This window comes from Lentzea roselyniae (assembly GCF_039537795.1).
Lineage (GTDB): Bacteria > Actinomycetota > Actinomycetes > Mycobacteriales > Pseudonocardiaceae > Lentzea > Lentzea atacamensis.
Map to the genome: position 1 here is coordinate 1 of NZ_BAABBE010000065.1, position 17,285 is coordinate 17,285.

At 66.1% G+C, this 17,285-nt stretch carries 15 protein-coding genes and 1 pseudogene; 10 read left to right on the forward strand and 6 right to left on the reverse strand.

Going from position 1 to position 17,285, the window contains the following annotated elements; all coding sequences use genetic code 11:
* On the forward strand, positions 1–129 hold a 129-nt coding region (locus tag ABFX45_RS46735; protein ID WP_428834283.1), incomplete at its 5' end, for a glycoside hydrolase family 15 protein.
* Between the two features lie 94 nt (positions 130–223).
* Here ABFX45_RS46735 and ABFX45_RS44380 read toward each other — a convergent pair.
* Positions 224–1,492: an ATP-binding protein gene (locus ABFX45_RS44380; RefSeq protein ID WP_346137141.1), complete on the reverse strand. Its 1,269-nt coding sequence runs from the start codon at positions 1,490–1,492 to the stop codon at positions 224–226.
* Positions 1,489–2,181, reverse strand: a complete 693-nt coding sequence (locus ABFX45_RS44385; protein WP_346137142.1) for a winged helix-turn-helix domain-containing protein — start codon at positions 2,179–2,181, stop codon at positions 1,489–1,491. Before ABFX45_RS44385 ends, ABFX45_RS44380 begins: the two co-directional genes overlap by 4 nt.
* 187 nt (positions 2,182–2,368) lie before the next feature.
* Here ABFX45_RS44385 and ABFX45_RS44390 point away from each other — a divergent pair, with 187 nt between their 5' ends.
* The 7 genes and pseudogenes from ABFX45_RS44390 to ABFX45_RS44420 form a co-directional block, all read left to right on the forward strand.
* Positions 2,369–3,574: an ABC transporter ATP-binding protein gene (locus ABFX45_RS44390; protein WP_346137143.1), complete on the forward strand. Its 1,206-nt coding sequence runs from the start codon at positions 2,369–2,371 to the stop codon at positions 3,572–3,574.
* Positions 3,571–4,869 carry an ABC transporter substrate-binding protein gene (locus tag ABFX45_RS44395; RefSeq protein ID WP_346137144.1) on the forward strand — a complete coding sequence of 433 codons (1,299 nt, stop codon included), beginning with the start codon at positions 3,571–3,573 and terminating at the stop codon, positions 4,867–4,869. The genes ABFX45_RS44390 and ABFX45_RS44395 overlap by 4 nt, the downstream gene beginning before the upstream one ends.
* Positions 4,866–6,170 carry an ABC transporter permease gene (locus tag ABFX45_RS44400; protein WP_346137145.1) on the forward strand — a complete coding sequence of 435 codons (1,305 nt, stop codon included), beginning with the start codon at positions 4,866–4,868 and terminating at the stop codon, positions 6,168–6,170. The genes ABFX45_RS44395 and ABFX45_RS44400 overlap by 4 nt, the downstream gene beginning before the upstream one ends.
* Entirely contained in the window at positions 6,167–7,087 is a 921-nt protein-coding gene (locus ABFX45_RS44405) for a carbohydrate ABC transporter permease (RefSeq protein ID WP_346137146.1), read from the forward strand. Before ABFX45_RS44400 ends, ABFX45_RS44405 begins: the two co-directional genes overlap by 4 nt.
* A gap of 354 nt (positions 7,088–7,441) precedes the next feature.
* Entirely contained in the window at positions 7,442–8,068 is a 627-nt protein-coding gene (locus ABFX45_RS44410) for an LPXTG cell wall anchor domain-containing protein (protein ID WP_346137147.1), read from the forward strand.
* A 480-nt stretch (positions 8,069–8,548) separates the two neighbouring features.
* Positions 8,549–9,208, forward strand: coding sequence for an ABC transporter substrate-binding protein (locus ABFX45_RS44415; protein ID WP_346137148.1), 660 nt, complete (start codon positions 8,549–8,551; stop codon positions 9,206–9,208).
* Positions 9,209–9,916: 708 nt separating this feature from the next.
* Positions 9,917–10,284: pseudogene (locus ABFX45_RS44420) on the forward strand (IS982 family transposase); the annotation flags it as partial.
* Positions 10,285–10,300: 16 nt separating this feature from the next.
* On the opposite strand, the gene ABFX45_RS44425 reads toward ABFX45_RS44420, so the two are convergent.
* The 4 genes from ABFX45_RS44425 to ABFX45_RS44440 all read right to left on the reverse strand — a co-directional run bounded on the left by ABFX45_RS44425 (position 10,301) and on the right by ABFX45_RS44440 (position 12,969).
* Positions 10,301–10,801, reverse strand: a complete 501-nt coding sequence (locus tag ABFX45_RS44425) for a sigma-70 family RNA polymerase sigma factor (RefSeq protein WP_346137150.1) — start codon at positions 10,799–10,801, stop codon at positions 10,301–10,303.
* Positions 10,798–11,067, reverse strand: a complete 270-nt coding sequence (locus ABFX45_RS44430) for a hypothetical protein (RefSeq protein WP_109638966.1) — start codon at positions 11,065–11,067, stop codon at positions 10,798–10,800. The genes ABFX45_RS44425 and ABFX45_RS44430 overlap by 4 nt, the downstream gene beginning before the upstream one ends.
* A 604-nt stretch (positions 11,068–11,671) precedes the next feature.
* Positions 11,672–12,379, reverse strand: coding sequence for an IclR family transcriptional regulator (locus tag ABFX45_RS44435; RefSeq protein WP_346137151.1), 708 nt, complete (start codon positions 12,377–12,379; stop codon positions 11,672–11,674).
* Between the two features lie 392 nt (positions 12,380–12,771).
* On the reverse strand, positions 12,772–12,969 hold the full coding sequence (locus tag ABFX45_RS44440; RefSeq protein ID WP_346137152.1) for a hypothetical protein: 198 nt from the start codon (positions 12,967–12,969) through the stop codon (positions 12,772–12,774).
* 337 nt (positions 12,970–13,306) lie between these two features.
* Here ABFX45_RS44440 and ABFX45_RS44445 point away from each other — a divergent pair, with 337 nt between their 5' ends.
* Positions 13,307–13,960, forward strand: coding sequence for an aromatic amino acid lyase (locus tag ABFX45_RS44445; protein ID WP_346137153.1), 654 nt, complete (start codon positions 13,307–13,309; stop codon positions 13,958–13,960).
* Positions 13,961–14,379: 419 nt separating this feature from the next.
* Entirely contained in the window at positions 14,380–17,163 is a 2,784-nt protein-coding gene (locus ABFX45_RS44450) for an ATP-binding protein (RefSeq protein WP_346137154.1), read from the forward strand.
* Positions 17,164–17,285: the final 122 nt, after the last annotated feature.

Genomic DNA, 17,285 nt, shown 5'->3' on the forward strand with positions numbered 1-17,285 from the left:
GCGGCCGCGGGCCCCACGGGCCTGCTGCCGGAGGAGTACGACCCGGTGGCCGAGCGCTCGCTGGGCAACCACCCGCAGGCGTACTCGCACCTGGGCCTGATCCGCTGCGCCCAGCTGCTCTCGCAGTAGGAACGACGGCAGGGGTGGCACCGACCCCGACACCACCCTTGCCTGCCGTTCGACGAGGAATCTTCCTTCGCGTTCTGCGTTGGCAGGCGCGATCTCACAGCGATGGCGAGCGTCCGTGGCTCCGCGACCACAGGCGCCAGGCACGTGGATCCTCCGGGCATTGATCGCGGCCTGCCTCTGCCACCTTCAACCGCACGCGTGCGCCGCCCAGAGGTCCCTTGTCGATGATGATACGTCCGCCCGTGGACTCGGCGGCGGACCTGGCGATGTCGAGTCCGAGCCCGGTCGATCCGCCGCCACTGCTGCCACGGCGCAGGGCACCACGGGGTTCGGCGAAGCCGGGACCGCCGTCCTCCACGACGAGCGTGACCCAGCCGGCATGCCGTGCCACCTCCACCGTCACCGGCGCGGAAGGAGGTGTGTGCTGGAAGACGTTGGCCAGCAAGGTGTCCACGACCGCGTCGACCTGCTCGCGAGGAAGCGGCACCGGGGCCGGGCCTTCAGGCAGGAGCAGGTCGAAGGGGCGGCGCTGTGTCGTGGCGTAGGCCGACCAGAACGTCATCCGTTCCGCCACCGCCACAACGAGGTCGGAGTGCGGCGTCGTCGCCGGCACCGTGCCGGCCTGCAGGGAGTTGATGATCTGGTTGACGCTCTGTTCCAGCGCCGCGACAGAGAAGCGGACCCGTTGTGACGCGGCTCCCTCTCCGATCAGTTCGGCGTCGAGCCGCAGTGCGGTCAGCGGAGTGCGAAGCCGGTGCGAGACGTCTGCGATCATCGCACGCTCCTTCGCGAGCAGTTCGTCCGTCCTGTCGATGGCCGCGTTGACCGCTTCGGCGAGATCCTCGATCTCGACCGGTCCGTGCGCCCGCACCCGGCCATGACCTTCTTTAGCGGTTTCGGCCAGCACGACCAGTGCGCGGGTGACCGGCCGCAGTGACCGCACGCCGAGTGCCAGTGTGCTGACGACACCGATGAGGGCGGTGATCAGAGCCAGCACGAACGTCCCGAGAGGGAACGGAACTGCTGAAGGCACAACGGACACGCTCGCCGGTCGTCCGTCGGCTGCCAGCACCGGGCGCACGACAGCCGGGGCGCCACTGGTCAAGCCGAGCGTCTCGCCGTTCGCCAGCACGACCTTGAGACGGCCGGACTTCCCGGCCTCCGTGCGGCTGATGGTCGAGCGAACCGCATCCAGGTTCTCGGTGGCCGCCAGCACTTCCGCCACCATCGCCGAGTCATGACCGTCCTGCGCGTGCGCGAGGTCATGTTCGTACGACATGGACACCGCGACCGCCAGCAGCACCACAAGCGCGCTGGCTCCGCTGCAGGCGCGCAGGAGCGCCAGTGTGACGAAACGTCTCATCCGGGATTCGTGAAGCGGTAACCGACCCCGCGAACCGTGTGCAGGTAGCGTGGTTCGGCCGCGGTCTCACCGAGCTTGCGGCGCAGCCACGAAGTGTGCACGTCGATCGTACGGTCGTCGGCGGAGGCCGACTGGTCCCACACCGCCTCGAACAGCTCTTGTCTGCTCACGACTTGGTCAGGGCGCCGTGCCAGATAGGCCAGCAGGTCGAACTCTCGTCTGGTGAGGACGAGCCTCGCACCGGCGAGCGCCGCGTGCCGCCTGTTCGGGTCGATCTGGAGATCGCCGATATGGATCGTCTCATCCGGTTCCCCGGTCTTGGGGCCGGCTTTGGCGCGCCGGAGCAAGGCGGTGATGCGGGCGGAGAGATGCGTGCTGGTGAACGGTTTGACGATGTAGTCGTCGGCGCCGGAGTTGAGCGACTGCACGACGGAGGATTCGTCGCCGCGGGCGGTCGCCACGATGACCGGGACGTCGCTGACGCTGCGGAGCATGGTGAGCACCACCATGCCGTCGAGATCGGGGAGGCCGAGATCGAGCAGTACGAGGTCGGGCTCGGCAGCGACCACCTCCTGGAGTGCTGCCGCCGCGGTGCCGACAGCCTGTGCGGTGAGACCGAGCCCGTTGAGGGCCTGGACCAGCGCTGCTTGCACCGCCGGGTCGTCCTCGACCACGAGAGCTCTCGACATGGGGGAAAGCCTAAGTGGCTCAACGGATTGACGGCCTGTCCAGGGTGCGCCCGGGCACAAAACCTTTCCCTTCTGTCCATTAAAACGATCGTTCTCGGCACTTAATGGTCTGTTAGGGCGACGCCGCATAACTTCGCTGACACACCGCGTTCGCGGTGCCTGTTCGCACAGTGTCGTGGGAGTTGGTGTGGCTGAACTCGTGCTTGCCGGCCTGGGCAAGGCTTACGGCGACGGCACTCGTGCCGTGACGAAGCTCGACCTGGAAATCCAGGACGGTGAGTTTCTCGTCCTGGTCGGCCCGTCGGGTTGTGGGAAGACGACTGCGCTGCGGATGGTCGCGGGGCTCGAGACCGTCAGCGAGGGCGAGATCCGAATCGGCGATCGCGTGGTGAACGACATTCCGTCTCGTGATCGTGACGTCGCGATGGTGTTCCAGTCCTACGCGTTGTACCCGCACCTGAACGTCTTCGACAACATCGCGTTCGGCCTCACCCTGCGCAGAATGCCGAAGACGGACATCGAGCAGCGTGTGCGCCGAGTCGCCGAGATGCTCGAGCTCACGGATCACCTCGACCGGAAGCCGCGCAACCTGTCCGGAGGCCAGCGGCAGCGCGTGGCGATGGGCCGGGCGATGGTGCGTGCACCGCAGGTGTTCCTGATGGACGAACCTTTGTCCAATTTGGATGCCAAGCTCCGAGTGCAGATGCGGGCGCAGATCGCGCGGATGCAACGTGATCTGGGTGTCACAACCGTGTACGTGACTCATGACCAGACCGAGGCGATGACGCTGGGCGATCGCGTCGCGGTGATGAAAGGCGGAGTGCTGCAACAGGTCGCTCCGCCACAGGAGCTGTACGACCGGCCGGTGAACCTGTTCGTCTCGGGCTTCATCGGCTCGCCGGGGATGAACCTGATTCAGGCCGGGCTGACGGTGGACGACCAGGGCCAGCACTGGGTGAAGCTCAATTCGGACACGCTGCGGTTGCCCGACTCGATCCTGCAGGAACGCCCTGCCCTCGCTCAGTACGTCGGCCGCGACGTCGTAGTCGGAATCCGGCCGGAGGACATGGAAGACGCGACCCTCGTGGATCAGGCGGAGGGAGCGTTGCTGCATTCGGTCGCGGACTTGGTCGAGGCGATGGGATCGGACGTGCTCGTGCACTTCCCGGTCGACGCCAAGCCCGCCGACACGGCTGACACGCGTGCACTTGCGGAGGATTCCGGAGCTGACACCGTGCGTGCACCGAGCGACTCGATCGTGCTGGTCGGCCGCTTCAGCCCGCGCTCGCGGATCTACGAGGGACAGCAGCTCGCGACCTGGGTCGACACGTCCCGCATGCACTTCTTCGACCCGGTCACCGGTACCGCCATCTGGAACGAGGAGACGTCATGAGACGAACCATGATCGCTGGGCTGATCGCCGTGGTGGTCGCCGTGAGCGCCTGCGGCACCAGCGGGACGAGTGGCGATGGAGAACTGGCCGGCCAGACCGTCGACGTGGTCGGCACGTGGTCCGGCGAAGAACAGGTTCGCTTCGAGAAGGTGCTCGACGCGTTCGAGAACAAGACCGGAGCCGAGGTCAGGTACACGGGCGCGGGTGATGAGCTGCCGACCGTGGTTCAGACGAGAGTCTCGGGTGGCACCCCGCCGAGCGTGGCTCTTGTGTCACAGCCGGGGTTCGCCGCCCAGCTCGCGAAGTCGGGCGCGATCAAACCGGTGCACGACAAGGTGGAGGAGGCGGTCGTCGCCAACTACGCACCGATCTGGAAGAAGCTCGGCAGCTTTGACTCAATGCTCTACGGCGTCTACTTCAAGATCGCTAACAAGTCCACGGTTTGGTACAACACCAAGGCTTTCGAGTCGGTCGCGCTTTCACCGGAGCAACCGGCCACGTGGGACCGGTTCCTCTCCATTTCCCGGAGCCTCGCGGACGCGGGTGTCCCCGCTGTGTCAATCGCGGGTGCCGACGGCTGGACACTCACAGACTGGTTCGAGAACATCTACTTGCGCACCGCTGACCTGGACAGCTACGACAAGCTCGCCAAGCATGAGCTCCCTTGGACCGACCCGACTGTGAAGGCTGCGCTGCACGAGCTCGCGAAGCTCTTCGGCGATCAGAAGCTGATTGCGGGCGGTTCCTCAGGTGCCCTGCAGACGGAGTTCGCGAAGTCTGTCACGGATGTCTTCGGAGAGCCCGGCAAGGCCGCGATGGTCTTCGAGGGCGACTTCGTCTCAGGTGTCATCAGCTCCAGCACCAAGGCTGTCATCGGTCGTGACGCGGGGTTCTTCCAGTTCCCCTCGCTGAACGGCAGCGCACCCGCGGTCGTCGCCGGTGGCGACATGGCCGTGCAGTTCAAGGACGACGAGGCGACCAATCAGTTCATGCAGTTCCTGGCGTCCCCGGAGTCCGGTCAGGTATGGGCGGCTCAGGGCGGGTTCCTCTCTGCCAACAAGGGGATCAGCACCCAGTCGTACCCGGATGACGTCACTCGTGCGCTGGTTCAGAGCGTCCTCGACGCGGGGGACAACGTGCGGTTCGACCTCTCTGACCTCACGCCGGCGGCCTTCGGCGGCAGCAAGGGGACTGGCATGTGGAAAGCGTTGCAGGACTTCCTCGCCGATCCGAGCAAGATCGATGAGACGATGAGTCGGCTTGAGTCCAGTGCTGCCAAGGCGTACGCGCCGTGACCCAGAGGCTCGGCCCTCGCGGTCAGACGGTCACATCCGGGGCGTCGCGCGGCAAGGCTGCGCTGTTCCTCCTGCCTGCCGTGGTGATCCTCGGTTCCCTGGTGGTCTATCCGCTCGTCTACTCGTTGTTCCGCAGCTTGTTCGACGCGAGCGGCAACGAGTTCGTCGGTCTGCGCAACTACGTCGACACGTTCACGGATCCACGAACACTCATCGCCTTCCGCAACAACGTGATCTGGGTGATCGTCGCGCCGGCGGCCGTCACCTGCCTCGGCTTGATCTTCGCGGTTCTGACCGAGCGGATCCGCTGGGCCACGGCGTTCCGGCTGATCCTGTTCATGCCGATGGCGATCTCGCTGTTCGCTTCCGGGGTCATCTTCCGGCTTCTGTACGAAGAGGACCCGGAGCGCGGCGTCGCGAACGCGGCGCTGGTCGGTGTGCACGACGTGTTCGCTTCGCCATCGCCTTATCCCGGCGCCCGTCCGCGTTCGGGGTTCGACGCCGGTGAGCAGGGATACACCAGCACCGCGACGGTTCACGCCGGGGATGTGGTGTTCCTGCCCCTGGTCGGGTATTCGCCGCAGCATTTGCCGACCAGTGCCCGTCCCGTTTTCCAGCCGCAGTCCGGTACCACCGAGCTGCGCGGTGCGGTGTGGCTCGACGTGTCGGCAGGTGGCAGGTCTGGCCAGATCGATGCCCCGGAACGCGGACTGCCCGGCCTCACCGTCGAGATCGTTCGTGATGGAGCCGTTGTGTCGACCACGACGACGGGCGACGACGGCGGGTTCACCTTCGCCGGCCTGCAGGCGGGGAAGTACTCAGTGCGTTTGCCGTCGAGCAACTTCGAACTGCCGTTCCGCGGTCTCACCTGGCTCGGGCCCGCACTGGTCACCCCGGTGATCATTTCATCGTGGATCTGGATCATGACGGGATTCGCCATCACGTTCATCGCGGCGGGACTGTCCGCGATTCCCCGTGACGCGCTGGAAGCCGCGCGGGTCGACGGTGCGACTGAGTGGCAGGTGTTCAAACGGGTCACGGTGCCGCTGCTGGCACCGGTGCTGCTCACCGTGCTGGTGACGCTGGTGATCAACGTGTTGAAGATCTTCGAGCTGGTCTTCGTGATCGCGCCGGGGTCTGTCCAGGAGGAAGCCAACGTTCTGGCACTGCAGATGTGGCAGGTCTCCTTCGGGACCGGTGGCGACCAGGGCGCCGGCAGTGCGTTGGCGATCATCCTCTTCGTGCTCGTCGCGCCGGCGATGCTCTACAACATCCGCAGGTTCCGACGGGAGCGATCATGACCACAGTGCTGACTCGCGAGTCTCGTGAAACACGCGTTGTCGAGGTGGCGGTGACCGGGTCGCTGAAACGAGGGCCGCTGACCCGATTCGCGGCGAAGCTCGGCAACGGTGCGGTGCAGGTCGGCCTTGCGCTGGTCGCGGTGTTCTGGCTGATGCCGGTGTTCGGGTTGCTGGTCGTTTCATTGCGCAGCGAGCAGGACAACGCGGGGAGCGGCTGGTGGACCATCTTCACCAAGCCCGCCGAGCTCACGCTGCGGAACTACGACAACCTCGCGGGCAACGAGACCATCTGGAAGTCGTTCCTCAACACCGTCTTCATCGCGGTGCCGTCGACCTTCCTCGTCGTGGTGATCGCCGCGCTGGCCGCGTACGCGTTGTCGTGGATCGACTTCCCCGGTCGTGACTGGCTGACGGTGGTGGTAGTGGGACTGCTGGTGATGCCGATCCAGGTCGCACTGATCCCGGTGGCGAAGCTGTTCGGAGCACTGGGGGTGTTCGGCACCATGGGCGGTGTCGTGCTCTTCCACGTGGCTTTCGGCTTGCCGTTCGCGGTCTTCCTGCTGCGCAACTTCTTCGTCGGCATCCCAGCGGATCTGGTGGAGGCGGCGCGGATGGACGGCGCGACCGAGTGGGTGGTCTTCCGCCGGGTGATCCTGCCGATCGCCAAGCCGGCGCTGGCGTCGTTGACGATCTTCCAGTTCCTGTGGGTCTGGAACGACCTGTTGGTGGCGTTGGTGTTCGCCGACCAGGACTCGGCACCCATCACGGTCGCTCTGCGGTCCCAGTTGCGCCAGTTCGGCGCGAACCTGGATCTGTTGTCGACCGGGGCGTTCCTGTCCATGGTGGTGCCGTTGGTGGTCTTCCTCGCGTTCCAGAGGTATTTCGTGCAAGGCGTGCTCGCCGGGTCCACCAAGTAGGTCTCCTCCGCGAGGAGGAATGACAGCGGCGTGCTGCCGATCAACCCGGCAGCACGCCGTTGCCCTCCGGCGGGCCGCCCCAGCGGCGAGGGCTGGGAGATTCCCGAGCTCGAATGGCCTGGCTAAAGCGCTGACCAGTCTTGAAGAAGCGGTTTCATCCGATTCGCACAAATGTCGTCGGAACCTGGACCATGTGTGGTGGAACACAGGACTGTCGCTTCGCCTCGTTCCGCTCCGAACCTGGGTCGCAGCGCAGTCTCTGATGGCTGATGGGGCAGCGTTCGATTCATTCGATGGAGGTCGTGATGGCTCTGTCCTAGGTTTCGACCTGCTGATGACCTGGAAGGAAGAAGAATGGCAGGCAGAACATTCCGCGCACTCGCGATCGTGGGCGGGGCGACCTTCGCGACGATGGCGTTCGTCACCACCGCCTACGCCCACGTTCCCGTGGTGTCGGCTACGTGCGTCGACGAGAAGACCGAGCTGGTCGTCGATCTTCGCTCGTACTCCGGGAAGGGGCGCAACCTCCTGACCGTCACGGGAGACGGTGCTCAGCTCGTCAAGACCGAGTTCGCGACGGAGTACAGCCTCAAGCGCGAATTCGACGGTCGGCTCGACCACACGTTCATGGTGAAGGTCGAGGCGTGGGACGACCCCGACGCCACCAAGGGCTGGGCTTTCGAGAAGAAGCTCGAGGTCGTGAAGTGTGTGCGGCCGACGCCGACCACGACGACGCCGACCACGACGACGACGCCCGCGATGCCCACGACGACCACGACGAAGCCGTCGACCAGCACGCCCACTTCGCCGCCGGCCACGATGACCACGACCTCGGCCGCGGTTCCCCCGGTGAAGGTGGAGACACCGGCGACGCCGTTGGCCGCGACGGGGGCTTCACCGCTGTGGACCGTCTTGGCGGGCGTTGGTCTGATCGGACTGGGTGCCGGTGTCGTGTTCGCGATGCGACGGAAGCGTGCTTGACGTCTGACGACGGTGGTACAGCGCGAGGGGGCCGGTTGCGAACCCCGACTCCACCGCGTTCCTCATCGGCGAAGCGAACGCCCATGCGCATACGAATGGTTTTGCCTCTCAGGAGACGTCCTTTCATGCAAGTGGGTGTTCTCGACTCGCATGGCGGTGAATGGTGCATCTTTGGTTCCCTTTCATGCCCAGTTCTCGCTGAGGCAGACCTCGGCGCCGAGCTTTGCCTGGCAGCAAGGCGAAATTGCCCTTTTTTGGCGCGGAATCGGCCCGATCTGCCTGATCGTGGTGAAATGTGAGCCGCCTCTAGCGCGTGATTAGGGAGGCTGTCTTAAGCTGCCGAAATCTGGCTGCAACCACTCGTCTGGCTGGAGCAGTCACGCATGCGCACCTTCCGGTCCCTCATCGCCGCGGGGTTCGCCGTAGCGGCGCTCGCGGCCTGTACGACCAGCCTGGAAGGGCCCGTCACGGGTTACTCCGGTGGAGGACCAGTTCCCCGTCACGATCACCACCGCTTTCGGCGATGTGACGGTTCCGAAGCGGTCGCAACGGATCGTCGCGCTCGGCTGGAGCGACGCCGACACCGCGTTGGCGCTGAGAGTGCAGCCGGTCGGCGCGGCGGACTGGCCGGCCGTCGGCGGTAACGGGCTCAGCCCGTGGGTGACGGAGATGTACTCGACCGCACCGAGAATGCTCGGCACGCAGGAGGTCGACCTGGAGGCGCTGGCCGGGCTGAGCCCCGGCCTGATCCTGGACACCAAGTCCGGTGGCAAGAAGGAGCGCTACGACCAGCTCGCCGCTCCGGGTGTGCCGGTGGTGGGCATGCCGCAAGGCGCACGGGCGCACCTGACGTCGTGGCGTGACCAGCTCGACTTCATCGGCCATGCGGTGGGAAGGGCCGATCGCGCGAAGCAGCTGCGGGGCGAGATCGAGGCCAAGTTCGAGAAGACCTCCGGTGCGCACCCGGCGTTCCAGGGGGCCAAGGTGGTGGTTGGCGTCCGCAACGCCGACTCCTACGCCGCTTACGTCACGCGCGCCGGCCGGGTCGGCTTCATGTGCGAACTCAGCTTCACCAACTCGCCCGCGATCGAGGCGTTGAAGGTGCCGGTTTCTCCGCGAAGGTGTCGCCCTAGCAGCTGAACCTGCTCGACGCGGACCTGACCGTGATGCAGACCCTTGGCGAAACGGCCGCTGTGGTGCGTGCCGGCCCGTTGTTCCAGGCGGTGCCATCGGTGAAGGCCGGCCATGTGGTGTATCTCGAGGACCGGAACATGTCGCAGGCGTTCTCCAGCAACTCGGTGCCCGGACTGTCTGGGCGCTGGACAAGACGGTGCTGATGTTCGCCGCGGCGCTCGCTCGGACGGATCGTGCTGCCGTCGGGGGGAGGTGTAGGTCGGAATCGTGACCGCCGTGATCGGCGGACCTGTGTTCGTGGTCCTCGCCCGGCGGCGGAAGTTGGCTGAGCTGTGAGCGCGGTAGGCGTCGTCATCGCAGCGCGGATCCGGTGTCCCTCACGCCGATGGTCGTGCCCGTGGGCCGCCATCGGGTGAGGCGTCGTGAAGTGTTGCCGCGGGTGCGGGACACGGCCGCCACGGCGTCGGGTCGAGTGCCGGGTGACGCGGAGGAAGCAAGCGGGATCATCCCCGGCCACACCGAGCTCGTGCCGCGCACAGGTCTGCGCGGTGGTCCTGACGGCGGAGCAACGACAGGTGTTCCGCGTTGGTCAAGCGGCAGACCGACAGCTCGACCAACACGGAGCAACGCGAGTCGGCTTCAGGCTTGGCCGGTCGTCTGGTCGGTGACGTTCGACGGCGCGCCGAACCGGAAAGGTCGCACTCGGTAGCTTGCAACCTTCTCGAGGCCGATCCAGCCCTGGTGGCCGAACGCCCCGGTCAGACGGTGATCGCGGACAAGCACTACTACGGCCGCGACTTCGAGCACGCCCTGCGCACCGCTGGGATGGTGCTGATGCGCCAAGCCCGCAAAGACGAGGCCGCACGGCCTGGCGCACGGCTGTTCACGCCGTTGCGCCAGACCATCGAGTCGATCAACCAGACCTTCAAAGGCCAGCTCGAACTCGAACGCCATGGCGGACGCACCCCAGCCGAAGTCATCGCCCGCGTCCTGCAACGCATCCTCGCCCTGACCGCCGCGATGTGGACAACGACAAGACCAACCAGCCGACCAAACGCTCACTGATCGCCTACGACCACTGACCTTGGAGTCAACCTTCTAGGCGGCGAGCGGGTCACGCAGGTCGTCCCGCAGCAACCGCAGTGCGTTGCGCAGCCGGGATTTGGCCGTGCCCTCGGGTATGTTCAGCTCGCGGGCCGCCTGGCGCAGGGTGGAGTCACGCAGGTAAACGTGCTCCAGAACCTCGCGGTGCTGCGGTGTCAGGCCGTCCAGCATCGCCGTCACCGTCATTGACATCAGGGTCTCGTCCGCGTGGTCCTGCTGGACGTTGTCGCAGACGTCGAACACCTCGTGCGGCCGTCGGGCGCGTGCTCTCGCTCGATCGATGAGCAGATTGCGCACGACGGTGAACAGCCACGGTGTGATCCTGGCTCGGTTCGACACCACTTCAGGCCGTTGCCACAGCCGGGTCAGCGCCTCCTGCACGAGGTCCTCGGCCAGCCAGCCGTCGCCGGTGATGCGGGTCGCATAAGCGAGCAACGGCCGGTGGTAGACCGCCATCAGCGACCGCAGCTCTCGCTCGCACAGTGTGGGTTTCATGCCGCCTCGGCAATCGGTCCCGCGACGGGCAAGTTGAGCAGCAAGCGGCCCGCGAGGGTGAGCTCGGCCGGGACCCAGGTCGTCGGTGGCTGCGTGTCTGCCAGTCGGATGTAACCGGCGTGCATCAGCTGGTGCGAGGTGATCTGGTCGCTGCAGAACAGTCCGTCGACCCGGAGGTCGGGCTCAATGCTGCAGGTCGCCTCTACTCTGCCGGCCGCCACCGCGCGTAGCGTTGCCATGCCCCTGTTCGACAGCGGAGCGTTCATCGTGGTCACCCGCTTTTCTCGTCGTCGTGGTCCCAGTCACAACGATCCGCCTTCGCGGCGTCGGGCAGGACCGGCAAATTCCCTAGTTCCACCAAGGATTTTCTTTAGGGGAATCGCCTGGCAGGTGGGTGCGGGAGACGCAGGGCAGAGAGAACATCCTTGTGATTTCAGGAAGAACTGTTCGGGCGTGCAGGCGCGGGTCGGTGGACAGCTGCGCAAGCCCGGTGAACGTGCCTTCCCGACGGCCGACGGCTGCGGCATCAGCCTGTCAGAGCTGGAAGTGAAGGAGACGGTTGCCGATAGGCGCGACACCTCGCGCTCGCAACCTGACTGTCCTAAAAGGAGTGATCGCGATCAAGATCAGATCAGCGCGCCGCCGCGCCGTGTCCAGAACTGGCTGAGGTTGTCGTCGCGGCGTTCCAACCCTGGAACGCCGCGACGACGAGGAAAGCTCAGAGCGGCTGGGCAGCTCGCCCAGCTGGCGCGATGTCCCGTCCCGGCTCGGTGAAGACGAGTGCTCTGACCGCATCGATGACGAAGAGTTCTGCTCGTTAGGGGGTCGACGAACATCAGGAGCACTTGTCAGCCACGCACAAGTGTCCGGTCACGCACTGCGCAACCGGGCGATTTGACGGTCCTCAGCGCGTTGTCGCAGAGGCCCCGCCACGGTCGCCAGCGCCGCCCGGAGATCGGTCCGGACAACCGCGTCGTGCGGCCCCGTCACGGACACGGCCGCGTGCATCCCGCCCGGCCCGGTGACCAGCAGTGCCACGGTCGTCGCTTCGGGATGGGTAGCACCCCGGTCGAGAGCGATGCCTGCCAGCCTTGCCTGCTCCAGTTCGGCGGAACTGTCTTGCCTGGCCAGCAGCACGCGGCCGGCCGCAGTCGACCTGGCCAGCCAGGTCGTGCCGCGGGGAGCCCGCATGCCGATGCGGTTCGGGGTGCCGTCGAACTGTTCGACACACCGCACGCGGTCACCGTCGAGCACCATCAGCTGTACCAGCAGCCGGGTGCGGTTGTAGAGCGTGAGCATCGCGGGCAGAACGCTGTCCCGGAGCGTCAGGTCGGACGGGGCCTGCCTGTTCGAGGTGAACAGGTTCTCGCGCATCTCGTACCCCGCGTCAGTGCGTTGGACGACGCCCTGTGCCTCGAGAGTGCGTAGCAAGCGGTGCACTGTGGTCTTCGGCAACGACGCCCGCCGTGCCAGCGTCGCCAGTGACAGCGGGCTGGCGCTCGCGGCGATCTCTCGCAGCACGACGACAGCTTTCTCCACCGCGCCCAGGCAGTTTGACTCTCCGTCGATGCCCGTCATGTCCGCCGCTCCTTCATGCATGGCTTTCAGGGACCCTCACCTTGCCGCCGCGTCGGCATGAACACCCCAGGGGAACTGCCTAAACCCTCATGGGTGCGGTCCAACTGGTGGAACCGAGGCCGACTTTTCTGCTGGAACTACCGCCGACAGGCTCGTCATTGCATTGCCGGGCAACAAAGATGGGCCTACCGGGCAGCCGGCGCCCTGGCAAGGCATGTCCTGTCAGCCCGCAGTGCGAAGCTTGTGGGTTGCCCATCGGCCAAAGGCGCTCAGCGCTACACGCAGATCGCCGAACCGCGACGCGCTTCACCAGGCAGCAGGGCACGGCGTCGGCTGAGCGGTCCTCCGCTGTCGGCGTCAGCCGGGCAAGCGTTGCGGCTCGCCGGTCAGCGTCACTCCGGCGGAAAGGCCGGCCAGAACATGCGCGCCGTTGCCGAACTCCATCCACCCCGGCAGGTGAGCGCTGCCTCGTCGAGCGCGACGTCGTTCGGCGTGGCGCTGATCTCGCTGGTGGCCGTGGCCGTCTCGTCGTGCCGGGCCCGGGCCGGGGTGATCAGCCCCGGAAGGCCATCGGCGAAGGGCTTGGACATGACATCGTGCGGGCGAGGCGAACAGCGCATCGGTGTACCCGGCGCGCGCAGCCCGTGACCAGACGCAGCGTGGAACCGGCCGCTGGTCACCCGCTTGCGATGGCGCTCGAGCATCCCTGGTTCACGCTGATCAGCGCAATCCCTGCTGCTCATGCTGTTTCGGCGAGCCGAGATGCCGTTGTTGGCCCAGGACCGTGATCACGAGGTCGTGCATCGGCTGCCCAGTCGGAACGTCGCCGAGCCCTGGTGGGGGAGAAGACTAGGCGGTTTCCCGAGGGTGCCGGTCACGCGTCGCGCGAAGACTTCTACAAATGACGAAGACTTGGAGCATGGCGACATGAACCGTCTGCAACTGCCTGGTCGGCTGACGACCGCGTGGCTGGAAGCCGCAGCGCGCCCCGTAGAAGTGGTCGTTGCCACGCGTGCGCGAGATCGCATCGCAGCCAGCCACTCGGCCTGGCCTCAGGACGGCAGGGGGCCCGCGGACGGCCTCATCGATCAAGGGCTGCCGGTGCACCTCGTGCGCGCGACGATGCTTGCTCACCTTGCCTGGTTGTCCGAGGGTACGTCCGGCGCTTCGCCTGACTCCGTCGACGCCCTCACGGCCGCGCTGCGCACCACATTCGCGCCCGCGGTCGCGAGCACGGTCGACCCGGTGGCGGAGATCCTGCAGGCGCTGAGCGGCAATGGGCAGGCCTATTTTGACGGCAAGGTGCTCGCCGCAAACGAGGCGCTGCGGCTCGCGGGTCTGCGACCCTTCGAACCGACCTCCGCCGACATCCGCGCGTTCACCGGCACGGCGACGATGATGGTCGCCGCCGCCGCACTCCACGCCGCCCGGTTGAGGGAAGTGCTGGTGTGTGCGTTGGAGGGGTCCGGCCGCGCAGTCCTTGTCGCCGAGTTAAGCCGTTCGAGTGAACTTGCTGACGCGATCGAGCGAATTGAACAGGTACTGCTGGAGCTGCCGACATTCGGCGCTGTCGGTGCCTGATTATTCGGGGGTGAACCATTGTAAAAACGTGCAGGGTTTTCTGCCCGTATTTACCTGTTGTCGTTTGACCTAATACGAAGAATTCGCTGCCGCCGTCAGGATGGACGTTGTTGGGCGACTGAAGTTCTGCGGCGGTCGGCGCGGTCTCCACGATGGCCCTGACCAGGGAAGAGTCCAGATCGGCTGGCCGTGCCGACAAGACCTGTGAGGCCTGGCTCGAGCTGTGCCGGCGAGTGATTTGATCATCAGTCGCGTTGTGCGCGCCGATTGACTGCGCCGGTCATGGGCAAATCGTACGGGAATCAACAAAAAGTAGATTGTATTACTCTTTGTGTCATCCGTGTTGACATCGCTTATAGCATCCCCGTGTCCACGTGTTGGACTGGTTTCAATCACTGGAACACCGTCTGCGGGGTGCCATGTCACCGTTTCAAGATCTGCAATCAGACTGCGTCAGAAACACGTTCGTCGGGCGCGATGAGGAGCTCGCGACCCTTCGTGACATCGCTGCGAAGGTGCGGACCGGTGATCCGTGGTTGGTGACGATCGAGGGCGAGCCCGGTGTTGGCAAGAGCTCGCTGATCCGCCGCTTCCTCTCCCAAGCAGAGGGCTTCACGGTCCTGCGGGCCATCGGTGACCGCTCCGAAAGCGACTACGGCTACGGGATCATCAAGCAGCTCCTGGCCAGGGTCGACCGTGCGGTGCTTCGTGAGTACCCGGAGCTGCGCGAGGTGGTCAAAGCGCGCGGCGCGGCCTTCGCCGCAGGCGAGCAGCTCTTGCTGCTGCTCGGTGAGCTGCAGTCAACGGCGCCGGTCATCATCGTGATCGACGACTGGCAGTGGTCCGATCCGCTGTCGGTGCAGGCGCTCGGGTTCGTCACGCGACGGCTGTGGGTGGACGGCGTGCTGATCGTCCTGGGCATCCGCACCAGGGCCGAGATCCTCAACGAGGAGCAGCAGAGGGTGTTGTCGACAGCCTCTCAGCACACCCGTGTCCAGCTCGGCGGGCTGAGTCTGCCGGATGTCGCGAAGCTCGCCAATGGCTGCGGTGCTCAGCTCTCCGCCGCCGCACTGCACGACCTCCACAAGCGAACGGGCGGCCACGCACTCTATGTGCTCACCCTTCTCACCGAAGCCGCGTCCGGGCACATGACCGGAGCTCGCTCGCTGACGGGTCTGATCCAGGGGCAGCTGGCGTCGATGTCCGAGGCGAGCTGTGCGTTGCTGGAGGCGCTGGCCGTGCTGGACGGCCGGGTGTCGCTCGCTCAGGTCGCCGCGCTCGCCGGCGTGGAGAACCCGGTGCGCGAGCTGGCTGCGCCGCTTGCCGCGGGCCTCGTCGACTGGACGCCCAGCGAGCCGACCAGCCCGGTCGAGTTCCGGCACGGGATCCAACGGGACGCCGTGTACCAGTCGATGGTGCCTGAGCGCAGGCGCACGATGCACAGCGCCGCGGCAGAACTGGTGAGCTCGCGAGGTGCGTGGATGCACCGCGTGGCGGCGGTGGACAACGTGTCGGAAGAGCTCGCGGGCGAGCTCGAGCAGGTGGCGATGGCCGAGGCAGAGCACGGCGAAAGCGACGCGGCCGCGACCCATCTCCTGTGGGCCGCCGACATCTCCGAGCACCGCGCGGGGAGGGAGCGTCGCACGCTTGCCGCGGTTGCGCTGTTTCTCACCGGCCGTAACCCTGCGCGGGCCGCACCGTTACGCGCAGCGGTGGAATCCTGTGAGGCGTCACCGATGAAGAGCACGATCCAGGGCTGGTTCGCGCTGTCGGAAGGCGAGTTCCGCAAGGCCGAGAAGCATCTGACGAACGCATTGTGCAAGGCGGACATGGGCACCACCTCCAACCATGTCGGCACGCTGGCCGGGGTGGGACTCAGCATGACCCACGCGCTGTCCGGCCGCGGCACGCAGGCGATCGAGGCGGCACAGCTCGTCGTCGAGGTCGAACGCCGGAACCTGCAAGCACTTCAGATCGGACGTGCCTGCCTGGCGTGGGGGCGCGCTTTTCTCCGTGGCCCGAGCGAGGGCATTCGCGCGCTCACCGATACCGGATGGCTGCCGGTGGATCCCGCCGATGCGACCCCCGTCGACGCGTTTCCACTGACTTTCCGGGCGGTCTTCCGCTTCCTCGATGGCCAGCCGACGGCCGCGATCACGGACGCGAACAACGCGTTGCGCCTGTCGCGCAACAGTTCTGTGCCTGCCGAGGACGAGTTCGCCTACTTCACCCTCGCCGGTGCCCAGTACCAGCTCGGCCGGTGGGAGGAGGCGGCCGTCAACGCGGAACGAGCCATCACCATCGCGCTCGCGGAAGGCAAAGCGTGGTCCTACGCCCAGTGCTACGCCGTCACCAGCATCATCTGTTCCTCTCGTGGTGACTTCGCCGGGGCTGAGGAGGCGTTGGCACACGTGTCCAGAGTGGTCCGTGAGATCGGGCCGTCGCAGTACGTCGTGCACAGCGCGTGTGCCGCCGCTCACCTCGCCAGGGCCAAGGGTGACTCGGAGGGCATGCTCGAGCTGCTGGAACCACTGCTGCGCCATCCGGACCGCGATTCGGGCTGGCCTCTGGTCTTCCGCACCTGGTGGTGGCCGCTCCACGTCGAGGCGCTTGTTGCCGTGGGCAGGACCGACGAGGCGGAGACCGCGTTGGCCGAAGAGACCCAGGATCCTCCCGGTTCTCTCCACACCGAGCTCCTGGTGTCGTGGTTGACCGGTCTCATCGCGCAGGGGCGCCACGATCAGAAGACAGCGCTGCGGGTTTGGCGCGAAGGCGCTGAGCTGCCCGACGGCCTCGACGACGCTCCGTTGTACCGGGCACAGCTGGAACAGTGCTACGGCAGGCTGCTGTACTCGAGCGGGCGGCACAAGGAAGGCACCACGTGGTTGCGGAAGGCACGGGATCGGTTCGCGGGTATCGGTGCCATCCCCTACCTCGAACGGTGCGAGCAGGTCCTCTCCGCGTTGAGCGGTGCTGTGCCGCAGCAACGCAAACGCGGAGTGCTCGAGCTGACCGCGCGAGAACGCGAGATCGCCCACCGGGTCGGACTCGGCATGACGAACCCGGAGATCGCCGCCGAGCTGTACCTGAGCAGCAAGACCGTGGAGTACCACCTCAGCAACATCTTCTCCCGGTTCGGCATCACCAATCGCAGGCAGCTGCGCGACCGGGTGCGCCGGGAACGCCCGGAAGCCTTCAACTAGTACTACAGCCGCATGGCGTGATCTTGGTCGATGGCGTGGTGACGTGAGACGGCCACCGTGATCAACTTCGAGGTGTGTTGGGACTCGAAGCGAAACGGTGGCCGCGTTGCCGATCTTAGACC